The organism is Streptomyces sp. NPDC048481, assembly GCF_043200075.1.
Taxonomy (GTDB): domain Bacteria; phylum Actinomycetota; class Actinomycetes; order Streptomycetales; family Streptomycetaceae; genus Streptomyces.
In genome coordinates this window covers 238,758-253,431 of record NZ_JBICXC010000003.1, presented here as the reverse complement: position 1 = coordinate 253,431, position 14,674 = coordinate 238,758, and the positions used below count along the sequence as shown (strand labels likewise).

Here is a 14,674-nt window from a genome sequence, read left to right as displayed (position 1 = left end):
ACGCGGGAGCCGACAGGGCCTCCGGAGCCGGGAGGACCTCCGGAGCCGGGAGGACCGCCAGGAGGGGCGGGGCCGCCGGGGCCCGCGGGGCAAGCGGGGTGGGCCGGCCGTCGTGCTCCGGCTGCGGCTCGCGGCGGCCCGGGTCGACGCGGCCACGCCGCCAGGGCGGGACCGGGCCGTGGACGCGCTGCGCGCCCTGGCGATCGCCGGCGTGGTGCTCGGCCACTGGCTGGTGACGGCGCTCGTCGCCGACGGCGGCGCCCTGCGCGCCGCGAGCCCGCTCGGATCCATGCCCTGGCTGGCGCCGGTGTCGTGGATGTTCCAGACGCTGGCGGTGTTCTTCATGGTGGGCGGCCACTCGGCGACCAGGAGCCTCGCCTCGGCGCGGGCGCGGGGCGTGCCCTACGGCGCATGGCTGGCCGCCAGGCTGCACCGCCTGTTCGTCCCGGTGGCGGCGCTGCTGGGCGTGTGGGCGGTGACGGCGGCCGGACTGCTGCTGGGCGGCGCGTCCTTCGTCACCGTGCACACGGTGGTCAAACTGGCGTTGTCCCCCCTCTGGTTCCTGCTGGTGTTCGCGGTGCTGACGGCCGCGACCCCGTGGCTGGTCCGGCTCAACCCGCTGTGGCCGCTGACCGTCGTCCTCCATGTGGACCTCGTGCGCTTCGGGCTGGGCGGCCCGTCCGGGCTGGGCTGGGTGAACCTGGCGGCCGGCTGGCTGGTGCCGTACACCCTGGGCGCCGCCTGGACCCGGGGCGAGCTGGAGCGCGCCCGCGCGGGATGGGCGCTGTTCCTCGGCGGGGCGGCGGTGGCGGCGGTCCTCGTCGGGTGGGCCGGCTACCCGGCGTCGATGGTGGGCGTGCCCGGCGCGGCGGTGTCCAACCTCGACCCGCCCACACTGGCGGCCGTCGCCTTCGGCCTCGCCCAGTGCGGGCTGGCCCTGCTGCTGCGCGGGCGTCTGCGCCGGGCGATGGCGCGTCCGGTGCTCTGGGCGGCGGTGGCCGCCCTCAACCTCTCCGCGATGACGGTCTTCCTGTGGCACCAGACGGCCATGATGGCGACCACCGCGACCGGTCTCTTCGCCGGCCGCCTGCCCGGCCTGCACACCCTTCCCGACGGACTGGAATGGGTGGCCTGGCGGCTGGTGTGGCTGCCGGTCTTCTTCGCCGCGCTGGGGGTGTGCCGGGCGGCCTTCCACTCCTTCGAGCGGGGACCGCGTCAGGAGGCGCGCCGGGGGCGCCGGCAGGGGGCGCGCCGCGGGTCGCGGGTGGTCCGCGTGCACCGCGGGCGTTCCGATCCGGCGGGAGTGAAGGAGGCGCGCAATGCCTAGGGTTGAGCCCGTGGACGCCGAGGAGAGCAGCAGGTCGCCCGAGCGCGCCGCCCCTGCCCCGGCGGGCGTCTCCCGGCTGCGTTGGCTGCGCCGGCTGCGGCTTCCGGTCTACGTGGCGGTGTGCTGGACGGGCCTCGGCGTCGCGCTGGCCACCAAGGAGGAGCTGGGCCGCTACGCCCTCGGCACGGAACTGGCGGCGGTGGTCGGCTTCGCGCAGGGCGCGGCCGTGGTCCTGGCCCTGTGGCGGCCGGTGCCGGCGTGGGCGCTGTCCCTGGCCGGGGGCGTCGTCGCGGCACTGACCGCCCGGCCGGTCCTGGAGGGTCACCCGCTGCCGGGGCCGCCGTGGCCGTGGATCAGCGCGGAGATCCTGGCCCAGGCCCTCGTGCTGCTGCTGCTGGCGCTGCGGGTCCGTCCCCGGGCGTCCTTCTCGGTGCTGGGCGCCACCGCGCTGATGACGTGGCTGGTGGAGGACGTCATCGGCGGAGCGAACTACACCCCCTCCGGCTTCACGGCGGTCGCGGTGTTCGGGGCGGTCGTCCTCCTGGGCACCGCTCTGCGGGGACTCGGCGAGGCCCGTACGCAGCTCGTCGAGCAGGAGACGATCACCGCCGAGGAGAGAGCCCGCCGCACCGTCCTGGAGGAACGCAACCGGATCGCGCGCGAGCTGCACGACGTGGTCGCCCACCACATGTCGGTGATCTCCATCCAGGCCCAGGTGGCGCCCCACCTGGTGGAGAATCCGTCCGAGGAGCTGAAGGAGAACCTCGCCGGCATCCGGCAGAACGCCTTGGAGGCCCTGGGCGAACTGCGCCGCGTGCTCGGGGTGCTGCGCTCGGAGAACCCGGAGGACCCCTACGGTCTGGGCGCGGCCGGCTCGGGAGCCGCCCCGGACACCCCCCAGCCCACGCTCGACCGTCTGGACGCCCTGCTGGAGAACACCCGCGCGGCCGGCCTCGATGTGTCCGTCGTGGTCAGGGGCGAGGCGCCGGCCTACCCACCGGGCGTGCAGTTGTCGGCGTACCGGATCGTCCAGGAGGCGCTGAGCAACGCGCTGCGGCACGCGCCCGGGTCCCAGGTGCGGGTGACGCTCGGTCATCACGGCCGGGGTCTGTACCTGGAGATCGCCAACTCCCGCCCGAGTCACCCCGTACGGCCTTCGCCGGGAGCGGGGCACGGTCTGCTCGGCATGCGCGAGCGGGCGGCCATGCTGGGCGGCCATGTCACCGCGCACCCCACCCTGCACGGCGGTTTCGCGGTGTCGGCGTTCCTGCCGAGGGACGGAGTGGCCCCCGACCCCGACCACGCCGACGACCCCGGCACCACCCCGGAAGGGCTCGAACTGATCTTCCCGGAGGACGACCCGCACGGTCTGCCCGCCCTGCCCCTGGCGACCGGTGACCCGCACGGCCCGCCCGCCCTGCCCGGCGGCCCGTATCCAGCCCATGACGACCCGGGCGGCGGGGAGCACCGGCCGGGGCCCTCGACGCGAGAAGGAGAACGATGACGACCGGCGGCACCATCCGCGTACTGATCGCCGACGACCAGAAGATGGTCCGGCAGGGCTTCACCGTGCTGTTGAACGCGCACCCGGGCATCGAGGTGATCGGGGAGGCTGTGGACGGCTTCGACGCGGTGGCGAAGGTCGCCGAGCTGACCCCCGACGTGGTGTTGATGGACATCCGGATGCCCGACCTCGGGGGCATCGACGCCACGCAGCGCATCACCCTCGACCACCCCCACATCAAGGTGCTCGTGCTGACCACCTTCGACCTCGACGAGTACGTGTACGAGGCGCTGCGGGCCGGCGCGTCCGGCTTCCTGCTCAAGGACGCCTCCGCGGACCAGCTGGCCGAGGCGGTCCGGGTGGTGGCCGCCGGGGACGCCCTGCTCGCGCCGGGCATCACCCGCAAGCTGATCGCCGAGTTCTCCCGTCTCGACGGCAGGCCCAGGGCGCCGCTCAAGGAGCGGATCGGCGCTCTCACCGAGCGCGAGACGGAGGTGCTCGCCCTCATCGCGCAAGGCCTGTCCAACGCGGAGATCGCGCACCACCTCGTCGTCGCCGAGCAGACCGTGAAGACGCACGTGGGTCGCATCCTGGTGAAACTGGGCCTGCGCGACCGCACCCAGGCCGCGGTGTTCGCCTACGAGTCGGGCCTGGTCAGACCGTCCGGGTACTGAGCGGCGGCGAGTCCGGCGGGCCCTGGCGGGACCCGTAGTACTTGAGAGGGATCCGCCAGAACCCCTCTCACTGGTGACGACCGGGCCGCACGGCAGCGCATACCGTTTTGAACGTGACCGAGACTACGCAGACGCACTTCCCGCATCCTGACGGCCCGGGCGGCCCGGACGCCTCGTTCGAGCCCATCCGGCCGCGCAGCCCCGAGTTCCGGGCGGCCGCGGAAGCCCTGCGCGGCCTCCGGCAGGACCTGTTCGACGACGCCTTCGCCTACCGCCCGCTGCCCCGCAAGGAGCCGAAGGGCCGGTTCCTGCGCAGGCTGAAGGGCCCGAGGCGGGAGTACGCGGCCTGGTCCCGGCATGCGACGGTCGGAGCGGGCGGCGCCCTGGCCATGCTGATCGGCTGGGGCGGCGAGGACAGCATCGTGGCGCTGGCGACCGGCCTGCTCGCGCTGATCCCGGTGCTGTTCACACTGGTGCGGCCCGTGGGGGCGTTCTGGCTGTCGCTCGCCGCGACCACGGTCACCGCGGTGATCGGCACGTCGTACAGCTCGTGGCCCTGGCTGCCCAGCAGCTTCACCGCCCACCTGATCGTCCTGACGGTGGTGGCGATACGCACCCGCCCGCGGACGGCGGCGTGGATGTGGCTGCTGACGGCGGCCTACGGCTTCGTCGCCGAGACCGTCTTCAGCTGGGACCACTACTACACGAACATCGCTCCCATGCTGGTGTTCTCCGCGATCCTGCTCCTCGCCGTCACGGTGTGGCACATCCGCCGGCAGGCCCAGGAGGAGGTCACGGCCCAGCAGACGGTGACCGCGCACGAGCGTTCGCGGCGCACCCTGCTGGAGGAGCGGACCACGATCGCGCGCGAGCTGCACGACGTGGTCGCGCATCACATGTCGGTGGTCGCGATCCAGGCGGAGGCCGCTCCCTACCGGGTGGAGAACCCGCCTCCGGAGCTGGAGAAGGCGTTCGTCACGATCCGGGAGAACGCGGTGGCGGCCCTGACGGAGCTGCGCCGGGTCCTGGGCGTGGTGCGCGCCGAGGACTACGAGGTCCCCGACGCCCCGCAGCCCACGCTCGCCGAACTGGACGGACTCCTCGCCAACGTGCGGGAGACGGGCCTGCGGGTGGAGAAGACGGTCACCGGAGCCGTGCGCGAGCTGCCTCAGGGCGTGGAGCTGTCCGCGTACCGGATCGTCCAGGAGGCGCTGAGCAACACCCTGCGCCACGCGCCCGGCGCGAGCGCCCGCGTGGAGATCGGCTATGTGCTGGGCGGCCTGGGGCTGCGGATAGTGAACGGGGCCCCGCCGAACCCGACGCTGATCAAGCCCTCGCCGGGGGCCGGCCACGGCGTCACGGGGATGCGGGAGCGGGTCACGATGCTGAACGGTGAGATGACGGCTGAGCCGACGCCGGCCGGCGGTTACGAGGTGACGGTGTTCCTGCCGGTGCCCGCCCAGAACGAGAGTGGAACATGACGATCCGAGTGCTGGTCGCCGACGACCAGATGATGGTGCGCGAGGGCTTCTCGGTCCTGCTGAACGCGATGCCGGACATCGAGGTGGTGGGCGAGGCGGTCAACGGCCGCGAGGCGGTGGACCGGGTGCGGGAGCTGGCCCCCGACGTGGTCCTGATGGACATCCGCATGCCGGAGCTGAACGGCATCGAGGCGACACGGGAGATCGTCGCGGCAGACGGCTCGGCGAAGGTCCTGGTGCTGACCACCTTCGACCTGGACGAGTACGTCTACCAGGCGCTGCGCGCGGGGGCCTCGGGCTTCCTGCTGAAGGACGCCTCGGCCCGCCAGCTGGCCGACGGGGTGCGGGTGGTGGCGTCGGGGGAAGCGCTGCTGGCCCCGTCCGTCACCAGGCGGCTGATCACGGAGTTCTCGAAGCTCTCCGACACCCCGAGGCTGTCCGCGACGGCCCAGGCGGCCTACGGCGACCTCACCGAACGGGAGACGGAGGTCCTGGTCCTGATCGCCCAGGGGCTGTCCAACGCGGAGATAGCCGGGCGGCTGGTGGTGGCGGAGTCGACCATCAAGACCCACGTGAGCAGGATCCTGGTGAAACTGGGCCTGCGCGACCGCACCCAGGCGGCGGTGTTCGCCTACGAGGCGAGACTGGTCACCCCGGGCTGACAAGATCACCTCTCCAGCGCTCCCACCAGCGCCCCCTCCAGCGCCTCCTCCAGCACTCCGACCAGCGCCCCCTCCAGCGCCCCGTTCTTCCGCGCCCCCCGACAGGGGCCCGGGGCCGTGTCCGGATCGCGTCCGGTGCCGCCCCCGGCACCGCTTCCGTTCCGCTTCTCCAGGAACCCCTGGTCAGCGGGGCGTTCAGGGGTTAGCGTCCGGGGATGGCAGCAGTCGACGACCTCTCCTTCGATCCCTGGGACCCGGCGTTCGTGGCGGACCCTTATCCGGCCTATGCCGAGCTGCGGGAGCGGGGCCGGGTGATCTACTTCGAGCCGACGAACCAGTGGCTGGTGCCCCGGCACGCGGACGTCTCGGCGCTGTTGCGGGACCGTCGGCTGGGGCGGACGTATCAGCACCGGTTCACGCACGAGGACTTCGGGCGCACGGCGCCGCCGGCCGAGCAGGAGCCGTTCCACACGCTGAACGACCACGGCATGCTCGACCTGGAACCGCCGGACCACACCCGGATCCGGCGGCTCGTGTCGAAGGCGTTCACCCCGCGCACCGTGGAGGGGCTGAAGCCGTATGTGCGGCGGCTGGCCGCGGAGCTGGTGGACGGGCTGGTGCGGCAGGGCGGCGGTGATCTGCTGCGCGACGTCGCCGAGCCGCTGCCCGTCGCGGTGATCGCGGAGATGCTCGGGATCCCGGAGTCGGACCGGGCGCCGCTCAGGCCCTGGTCGGCGGACATCTGCGGGATGTACGAGCTGAACCCGTCGCAGGAGACGGCGGAGAACGCCGTGCGGGCCTCCGTCGAGTTCTCCGACTACCTGCGGGACCTGATCGCCGCCCGGCGCAAGGAGCCGGGGGAGGACCTCATGTCGGGTCTGATCGCCGCGCACGACGAGGGCGACCGGCTCACCGAGCAGGAGCTGATCTCGACGGCCGTGCTGCTGCTGAACGCCGGTCACGAGGCGACCGTCAACGCCACGGTGAACGGCTGGTGGACGCTGCTGCGGCACCCGGAGCAGCTGGCGGCGCTGCGGGCGGACCACTCGCTCGTCCCCTCCGCGGTCGAGGAGCTGATGCGGTTCGACACGCCGCTCCAGCTGTTCGAGCGCTGGGTGCTGGACGACATCGAGATCGACGGGACGGTCGTGCCGCGGGGGGCCGAGATCGCGATGCTCTTCGGTTCGGCGAACCATGATCCCGCGGTCTTCGCCGAGCCGGAGCGGCTCGATCTCGCCCGGGCCGACAACCCGCACATCTCCTTCAGCGCGGGCATCCACTACTGCATCGGCGCGCCCCTGGCCCGCATCGAGCTGGCGGCCTCCATGACGGCCTTGCTGGAGCGGGCCCCGACGCTGGCACTGGCGGCGGAGCCGCGTCGCAAGCCGAACTTCGTGATCCGGGGTCTGGAGGGCCTACCCGTCACCGTCTGACCAGCCGGGCGGGAGCGGCCCCCCGGTGCCGGTCCCGCCGTTCCTGCCGGTTGTGGAGCAGGCCGGCGATGGCCGCGTGGGCGAGGAGCGGCAGGGCGGCTCCCGCGAGGAACACCGGCGGAAGCTCGGTGAACAGCACGCCGAGCTCCATGCCCTGCCGTTCGACGCCGTCGCCCAGGTGGATCCGCGCGCGGTCCGGGGAGACCCCCAGGGAGACGGCCGTCAGCGCGCCCGCCGCCGAGACCGCGCACCCGCCGCGCCCCCACCGCTCCTCGCCCCATGCACGGACAGACGCCCCGGCCTCCGCCCCGGTTCGCCGACGGCCGGCGCCACGGCCGCCATGACGCGAAACCACCGCCACACGGCCGCAGCCACCACGAGCGCCGGATCCACCACAAGCCCGAGCACCAGCACCGGCCCCCGGCACCAGCACCGGCCCCCAGCACGAGCGTCAAGCACCGGCACCGGCCCGCAGGACCAGCGTCAAGTGCCAGCACCGTTCACCGCTCGGGCAGCATCAGCCCCAGGGCGCCTTCCCGTACGGTCCATGTCCGGCGCCGTACCGGTCCGGCTGCCGCGGCGTCCGCGCGGTAGTGGAAGTCGGCCCCCGAGACGGTCACCGTGCGGCCGTACGCCTGGAGCGGCGCCGCCTCCGCACCGACCGACGACGGCCGCACCACGACCTCCACGGTCCCTCCGGTCCCCGGGGCGCCCGGCGTCACGGACACCGTCTCCACCGGCTGGTCCAGGTCGACCAGCGTCGCCCCGTCCACCTCGACCCGCAGCCGGGCCGGGCCGGGCGGCGGAGGGGCGGCGACCGTCCGGGAGGGCCAGGACGGCAGGGAGTGGCGCGAGGAGTGCCGCGAGGGGTGCGAGTGGCGCACGGAGCGGTAGGTGCGGGCCGGGACGAGCGTGCGGACCAGCGACCGCAGCCAGGGCGGCCCCGACGAATCCGGTGAATCCGACGGATCGGACGGATCCGACGGCAGGGCGTCGCCCGCCGCCGGGGGCGCGGGGATCCGCAGCGATCCCAGGACCACACCGTCGCTGTCGTCCACCAGCATGTCCAGGCGCCGCTCGGCGCCGTCCAGGACGGCCCGGGCGGCGGCCACGGCCCCCGTGGGCACCCCCAGGGCGTGCGCGACGCTCAGCGAGCCGCCCACCGGCACCACCGAGAGCACGCACGCGGTGAGCGCCCGCTGCCGGTGCAGCAGGGTCACCGCGCGGGTCAGCGCCCGGTCGTCCCCGATGACCACCGGCCGTCGCGAACCCCGCCGGGCCAGCGCGCGGGCGAATTCCTCCGGGCCGTCCGGCAGGCACACCTTGGTGCTCGTCGCACCCGCGCTGAGCACGTCTTTCGCGATCCGTACGGACTCCCCGTCCGTACGCCGGGCGACCGGATCGATGATCACCAGCAGCTGTCCGGACGTCGGAGAAGTCGCCACCTCGGTCCTGCCTCGCTTCCTCGGGTAGCATCTTTGTGCAAGAGCCCCTTGCGCTATTGCGCCAGGGGCTTCGTCTATTCCGGGGCATCCGGGTCCGACGAGCGGCGGCCGACCTCGGTCGCGGTGCGTGCGGTGTGGGCGGTGGAACGATCCATCGCGTTCACCCCTGGCCTTGGACATGCCCCACCCGGAAGGGGTGTACGCGCGTGCCCGCACTTGTGCTGCTCGGTGCTCAGTGGGGTGACGAAGGCAAGGGAAAGGCCACCGACCTTCTCGGTGGCTCGGTGGACTACGTAGTGCGTTACCAGGGCGGCAACAACGCCGGCCACACGGTCGTCGTGGGCGACCAGAAGTACGCACTCCACCTGCTCCCTTCCGGAATCCTGTCCCCCGGCTGCACGCCGGTCATCGGTAACGGTGTCGTCGTCGACCCGTCGGTCCTGCTCTCCGAGCTGAGCGGTCTGAACGAGCGCGGCGTCGACACGTCGAAGCTGCTGATCAGCGGCAACGCGCACATCATCACGCCCTACAACGTGACTGTCGACAAGGTGACCGAACGCTTCCTCGGAAAGCGCAAGATCGGCACCACCGGGCGCGGGATCGGTCCGACTTATGCCGACAAGATCAACCGGGTCGGCATCCGGGTCCAGGACCTCTACGACGAGTCGATCCTGACCCAGAAGGTCGAGGCGGCCCTCGACGGCAAGAACCAGCTCCTGACGAAGCTGTACAACCGCCGCGCGATCGCCGTCGACCAGGTCGTCGAGGAACTGCTCGGTTACGCGGAGAAGCTCGCTCCGTACGTCACCGACACGGTCCTGGTCCTCAACCAGGCGCTGGAGCAGGACAAGGTCGTCCTCTTCGAGGGCGGTCAGGGCACGCTCCTCGACATCGACCACGGCACGTACCCCTTCGTCACCTCGTCCAACCCGACCGCGGGCGGCGCCTGCACGGGCTCGGGCGTCGGTCCGACGAAGATCAGCCGGGTCATCGGCATCCTGAAGGCGTACACGACCCGCGTCGGGTCGGGCCCGTTCCCGACCGAGCTGTTCGACGAGGACGGCGAGGCGCTGCGCCGCATCGGCGGCGAGCGGGGCGTCACCACCGGCCGTGACCGCCGCTGCGGCTGGTTCGACGCGGTCATCGCCCGCTACGCGACCCGCGTCAACGGTCTGACGGACTTCTTCCTGACCAAGCTGGACGTCCTCACCGGCTGGGAGGAGATCCCGGTCTGCGTGGCGTACGAGATCGACGGCAAGCGGGTCGAGGAACTCCCGTACTCGCAGAGCGACTTCCACCACGCGAAGCCGATCTACGAGACCCTGCCCGGCTGGTCCGAGGACATCACCAAGGCGAAGTCGTTCTCCGACCTGCCGAAGAACGCCCAGGCGTACGTGAAGGCGCTGGAGGAGATGTCCGGCGCCCCGATCTCCGCGATCGGCGTGGGTCCGGGCCGGGACGAGACGATCGAGGTCAACTCGTTCCTGTAGTCCCGGCGACGGCGCGTCGGCACGGGCCGGTCATGGACGTCCATGACCGGCCCGTCGCCTGTTCCCGCCGACCGCTCGCGTCGCCTCGAACCTTCGCGTTCCTGCCTGCTTCCCTGACGGACATAAGCGGCGAAACGGGCTTAATCTGAAGGTACGTGACCGCGTGCGTCGATCCGGAGAAGGTGAGTGCGATGCGCGTATTGCTCAAGGCTTCCATGGACACGGACAAGGCCAACGAGGCCATCCACAACGGCACCCTGCCGAAGCTGATCCAGGAGTCGATGGAGCAGATCAAGCCCGAGGCGGCCTACTTCACCACCGACCACGGCCGGCGCACCGCCTACATCGTGTTCGACATGCAGGAGAGCTGGCAGATGCCCGTGCTCAGCGAGCCGTGGTTCCAGGGCGTCGGAGCCGAGATCACCTACACGCCGGTGATGAACATGGAGGACGTGCAGCAGGGCCTCTCGCAGCTCGGCCGCTGACCGTCAGCTGAACACGATCATCGACCCCTGGGCGAGGCTGCGCGTCGCCGCCGCGTGCAGGCCGAGCCAGACGTGCCGCTCCCGGGCGAAGGGGCTGGGATCGTACGGCGCGGGGACGGCGGGCTCCTCCAACTCCGTGGGACCGGCGGGCGGTCGGGGCGCGGCCGGAGGATTGGCCGGATCGATGCCCAGGGACGGCGCCACGTACTCCAGTTCCCGCAGCAGCGACTGCGCGGAGCCCAAGGGTCCGCCGCCCGCGAGGAGTTCGTCGTTGGAGAGCGGTTGCAGGAAGTCGACGGGCACGTACGCGCCCGCGTGGTCGTAGTGCCAGACCAGGTGCGACTGCTTGGCCGTCGCCTCGAACATCTCCAGGAGCTGCTCGTAGTCGCCGCCCAGGTCGTCGACCGGCGTCACCGGCAGCCCGCACACCTGGAGCAGGTAGGCGCGGCGCAGGAAGTGCAGGGCGTCGTAGTCGAAGCCGGCCACCGGGGCGACCTCGCCGGTCAGGCCGGGCATGTACTGGTACACCGGCACCGGCGGGAGACCCGCCTCGGCCAGCACCTTGTTGTACTGGGCGAGTTCGTCGGCGAAGGGGTTGTCGGGGGTGTGGCACAACACGTCGACGAGCGGCACCAGCCACAGGTCACAGGCCAAAGGGGGCTCCTCACTCAGCGCGTTGCACGGACGTGCACGGACGACGCGGCAATGCCGGTCAGGGAAGGGTAGTCGGTAAGGCCCACGTCAGCTCCCGTCCGGCGACCCCTGGTGCAGGTCCCATACCCACACTCCGGCCACCCTCCTCCCCGGGCGGCCCACCAGCTTGTCCACCGTCTCACGCAGCCCGGCCTCGTGCCGCTGCGGTGCGAGCACCAGCACGCCCGCCCGCCAGTACGCGAGGTCCTCGCGGGCCGCGGCGCGGGCACGGGCGTCGATCACCGGCACCACGCCCGTGTAGCGGACGTCCCGCAGCAGGCTCGCGGTGAAGCGCAGCGGGACGCCGTAGACGCCGGTGCGGTCGCCGTCGCCGTAGGGGCCGTTGAAGTAGCCGCCGGGCATCCGGAAGCCGAGGCCGGCCGCCGTCTGCCAGTGCAGGGCCTCGGCGGCCTCGGGCTCGGCGAGCGGCACCGGGACCAGCGTCTCGCCGCCTCGCACGTACGCCTTCCAGGCGCCGCCGGTGAAGAAGGCGGGCGTCGGGGCGCGCGGCGCGGACTTCAGCGGGGCCGGGATCAGGGGCAGCAGGGCGAGCCCGACGGCGAGCAGCCCGGCGTACTGCGTGCCCAGGCGGCGGGCCCGCGCCAGCCGGTCGACGGCCAGGGCGAGCAGCATGCCCAGCGCCGGGGCGCAGACCAGCGCGACCCGGCTCTCGATCACCGACTCGAAGAGGGGCAGGCCGTCGAGCGCGGCCCAGGGGCCGGGGACGGTGACGCCGGTGAGGGGGAGGGTGACGCGCGGGCCGAGGGACAGCACGGCCGCGGCCGCCGCCGTGCAGGCAAGCGCCCGCACGACCGGCCGGCGCCACAGCGCCACCGTGACGGCGAACGCGAGCAGGACCAGTGGCCAGCCGTAGAACGCGTTCTGCTCGGTCGGGTTGAGGGAGAGGGCGGCGGCGCGCCGGGCGTCCCCGGCGACCAGGGAGCGTTCGGCGAACGAGAGCAGCGCGCGCACGGAGTTGCCGACGCCGGTCGCGCTGCCGTGGTCGATGCCGCTGTAGCTCTGGGGGCCGGAGAACTGCCAGGCCAGCGGGTAGACGACCAGCGGCAGGCAGACGGCGGCGGCGATCGCCAGACCGGTCAGCAGGGGGCGTACGGCTGCGCGGGCCCCGGCGGGGCGGGCGAGGCCGTGGGCGACGGCGAACACGAGCAGCCCGAGTGCCGTCAGCAGCAGGGGTTCCTCGCCGAGGAAGAGCTGGTAGGCCGCCATCAGGCCGAGGACGGTCCCGTCGCGTGCGGTCCGCGCGCCGGTGGTGAGCCGCAGGGCCCGCTCGATGATCGGCGGGATCATGAACAGCACGACGAAGTTGGGGTGGGCGTTGGCGTGGCTGACCATCGGCGGGGCGAACGCGGCCAGGGCGGCCCCGGTGAAGGCGGCCGTCCGCCGCTGCACGAGGCGTCGCGCGATGAGCCGGTACCAGGCGAACGCGGTGGCGGCCAGGCCGAGCGTCATCACGAGGCTGAGGGTGACGGCCGGGCCGAGCAGCAGGGTGAGCGGCGTGAGCGGCACGGACAGGCCCGGCATGGTCGTGTTGGCCATCAGGTTCACGCCGCCGGGGAAGCCCTGGAGGTGGGTGATCAGGGGGTTGCGCAGCCGGGCCACGTTGTCGGCGGTCACCGCGAAGAACCACTCCCACTGGTTCTGGTCCTGGAGGGAGTCGGTGAGGTAGCGGTGGGCCGGGTCCAGGACGCGGCCGGAGTAGAGGACGGCCGCCATCGCCAGGAAGAGGACGGCCGCGACGACGTCCGCCGGCCGGGGCGCGGGGATCCGCAGCCGGACCAGGTCGCGCAGGACCCGCGGGTAGTCCGCCGGGCGGATCTTCGAGCCGGGCCGGTGCGACCAGTGCACGGGCACCTCGGCGACCGGCCAGTCCGCGCGCCGGAAGTGGCGCAGCACCTCCACGTCGATGGCGTAGCCGTTGAGGCGGGACGTGGCGAACGCGGCGCGGGCCTTGTCGCCGTCGAACAGCTTGAAGCCGCACTGGGTGTCGCGTATGCCGTGCAGGGTCGTCCGGCGGATGAGGAGGCTGCCCGCGGCGCCGAGGAGTTCGCGGGTGCGGTGCTGCCGTTCGCCGAGGGTGGCGCCGGGCACGGCCCGCGATCCGATCGCCGCCGCGTGTCCGTCGTCGAGGGCCTTCTCCAGGCGTTCCAACTCCTCGACGGGGGTGGCGAGATCTGCGTCCATGACCAGGACGCGGCGCCCCCGGCTGGCGGCGACGCCCTGGCGCAGGGCGTGTCCCTTGCCCCGGTTGCCGGTGCCCGGTCCGGTGACGAGCCGCACGCGGGGATCGCGGCGGACGGTGACGAGTTCGCGGGTGGCGTCGGTGGAGCCGTCGTCGGCGACCACGATCTCCCAGCCCGCCCGGGGGCCGCGGGTTGCGTCGAGGTGGCGGCGGACCGCGTCGAGGGTGGGGCCGAGCCGTCGCTCCTCGTTGTAGGCCGGGATGACGACGGAGAGGTCCACGGCGCCCGCCGAGGGTTTGGCGGGGCGCGGGCCGGGGGGAGTCGCGGTGCGGGGCGCGGGGGGCGGCGCGGGGCGGGCGCCGGGGGCGTCCGCCCGGCTCACCGCGCCGCCAGCCGCTCGATGAGGCCCAGGGACTCGTCGTTGTAGGCGGCGAGCATCGCGCGGGCGGCGCCGGTGTCGCGGGCGTACAGGGCGTCGACCAGTTCGGTGTGGCCGGACCACAGGCAGCCGCGCAGGTCGGACAGCCGGCGCAGATGCTGCACCGTGCACACCCAGGACTGCACCCGCAGCCGGTGCAGGAAGTCGGCGAGGTAGGGGTTGCCGAACAGGGCGCTCAACTCGCGCCAGAACCGCAGGTCGTAGCCGATGAGGACGGTGAGGTCGCCCGCGGCGGCGGCCCGCTGGGCCTCCTCGCCGCGCCGGCGCACCCCGGCTATCGCGGCCGCCGTCCGCGGTTCCTCGAAGTTCTGGTGGTCCTGGCGGCCCTCGTCGACGGCGATGAACATGCCCTCGATGATCAGGCTCCGGGCCTCGATCATGCCCCGGTAGTCCTCGACCGAGTAGCGGGGGACGCGGAAGCCCCGGTGCTGGTCGGCCTCCAGCAGGCCCTGCGCGGACAGGTCGACGAGGGCCTCGCGCACGGGGGTCGCGGAGACGCCGTACTGCTCGGCGATCTCCTTCACGGTGAACGCCTGTCCCGGTTGCAGCCGGCCCCCCAGCACCTCGTCGCGGAGCGCGTCGGCGATCTGCTGGCGCAGGGTGCTGCGCGTCACGGCGCCGTTGCCGGTGCTGCCGGGCATGGTCGAGGCGTCTCCCTCGTCGGGTGCGGAAAGTGGCGTGCTCGTCGTCATGTACGAGCACGCCACCTTACGCGTTCGACGAAATCGGCCCCGATGCGCACGGGCCGCCCGGGAGGGCCTCGGAGGGGCCCCTGCGCGGGCCCCTCGGGGGCCGGGTGCGCGGACCCCGCGGCGGTGCGCGCAACCGGCCGCCGCCCGG

General features: G+C 73.0%; 13 protein-coding genes. 8 read left to right on the top strand and 5 right to left on the bottom strand.

Annotation, left to right across the window (positions count from 1 at the left end):
* Positions 1-121: 121 nt before the first annotated feature.
* The 6 genes from ACGFSH_RS11790 to ACGFSH_RS11765 all read left to right on the top strand — a co-directional run bounded on the left by ACGFSH_RS11790 (position 122) and on the right by ACGFSH_RS11765 (position 7,081).
* Complete coding sequence (locus tag ACGFSH_RS11790; RefSeq protein WP_393348104.1) at positions 122-1,327, top strand: acyltransferase; 1,206 nt, start codon at positions 122-124, stop codon at positions 1,325-1,327.
* A complete protein-coding gene (locus ACGFSH_RS11785; protein WP_393347361.1) occupies positions 1,320-2,831 on the top strand; it encodes a sensor histidine kinase in 1,512 nt (503 codons plus the stop codon). Before ACGFSH_RS11790 ends, ACGFSH_RS11785 begins: the two co-directional genes overlap by 8 nt.
* Positions 2,828-3,505: a response regulator gene (locus ACGFSH_RS11780; RefSeq protein ID WP_393347359.1), complete on the top strand. Its 678-nt coding sequence runs from the start codon at positions 2,828-2,830 to the stop codon at positions 3,503-3,505. Before ACGFSH_RS11785 ends, ACGFSH_RS11780 begins: the two co-directional genes overlap by 4 nt.
* Positions 3,506-3,618: 113 nt before the next feature.
* Positions 3,619-4,986, top strand: coding sequence for a histidine kinase (locus tag ACGFSH_RS11775; protein ID WP_393347357.1), 1,368 nt, complete (start codon positions 3,619-3,621; stop codon positions 4,984-4,986).
* On the top strand, positions 4,983-5,648 hold the full coding sequence (locus ACGFSH_RS11770) for a response regulator (protein WP_393347355.1): 666 nt from the start codon (positions 4,983-4,985) through the stop codon (positions 5,646-5,648). The genes ACGFSH_RS11775 and ACGFSH_RS11770 overlap by 4 nt, the downstream gene beginning before the upstream one ends.
* A 215-nt stretch (positions 5,649-5,863) precedes the next feature.
* Positions 5,864-7,081, top strand: a complete 1,218-nt coding sequence (locus tag ACGFSH_RS11765) for a cytochrome P450 (protein WP_393347353.1) — start codon at positions 5,864-5,866, stop codon at positions 7,079-7,081.
* Here the strand turns inward: ACGFSH_RS11765 and ACGFSH_RS11760 are convergent.
* Together ACGFSH_RS11760 and ACGFSH_RS11755 are read right to left on the bottom strand one after the other, a co-directional pair.
* Positions 7,071-7,436 carry a hypothetical protein gene (locus tag ACGFSH_RS11760; RefSeq protein ID WP_393347351.1) on the bottom strand — a complete coding sequence of 122 codons (366 nt, stop codon included), beginning with the start codon at positions 7,434-7,436 and terminating at the stop codon, positions 7,071-7,073. The genes ACGFSH_RS11765 and ACGFSH_RS11760 overlap by 11 nt on opposite strands.
* A 145-nt stretch (positions 7,437-7,581) precedes the next feature.
* Positions 7,582-8,526, bottom strand: coding sequence for a diacylglycerol kinase (locus tag ACGFSH_RS11755; RefSeq protein ID WP_393347349.1), 945 nt, complete (start codon positions 8,524-8,526; stop codon positions 7,582-7,584).
* Positions 8,527-8,732: 206 nt separating this feature from the next.
* On the opposite strand from ACGFSH_RS11755, the gene ACGFSH_RS11750 reads away from it, so the two are divergent.
* Both ACGFSH_RS11750 and ACGFSH_RS11745 read left to right on the top strand, forming a co-directional pair.
* A complete protein-coding gene (locus tag ACGFSH_RS11750; RefSeq protein ID WP_393347347.1) occupies positions 8,733-10,016 on the top strand; it encodes an adenylosuccinate synthase in 1,284 nt (427 codons plus the stop codon).
* A gap of 191 nt (positions 10,017-10,207) precedes the next feature.
* Positions 10,208-10,501 (top strand): hypothetical protein, encoded by a 294-nt coding sequence (locus ACGFSH_RS11745; RefSeq protein ID WP_393347345.1) that lies wholly within the window; start codon positions 10,208-10,210, stop codon positions 10,499-10,501.
* Positions 10,502-10,504: 3 nt separating this feature from the next.
* Here ACGFSH_RS11745 and ACGFSH_RS11740 read toward each other — a convergent pair whose 3' ends face one another.
* The 3 genes from ACGFSH_RS11740 to ACGFSH_RS11730 form a co-directional block, all read right to left on the bottom strand.
* Complete coding sequence (locus tag ACGFSH_RS11740) at positions 10,505-11,155, bottom strand: hypothetical protein (protein ID WP_393347343.1); 651 nt, start codon at positions 11,153-11,155, stop codon at positions 10,505-10,507.
* A gap of 87 nt (positions 11,156-11,242) precedes the next feature.
* Complete coding sequence (locus ACGFSH_RS11735; RefSeq protein ID WP_393347341.1) at positions 11,243-13,675, bottom strand: glycosyltransferase; 2,433 nt, start codon at positions 13,673-13,675, stop codon at positions 11,243-11,245.
* Positions 13,676-13,773: 98 nt separating this feature from the next.
* Entirely contained in the window at positions 13,774-14,475 is a 702-nt protein-coding gene (locus ACGFSH_RS11730) for a GntR family transcriptional regulator (protein WP_393347339.1), read from the bottom strand.
* Positions 14,476-14,674 lie beyond the last annotated feature (199 nt).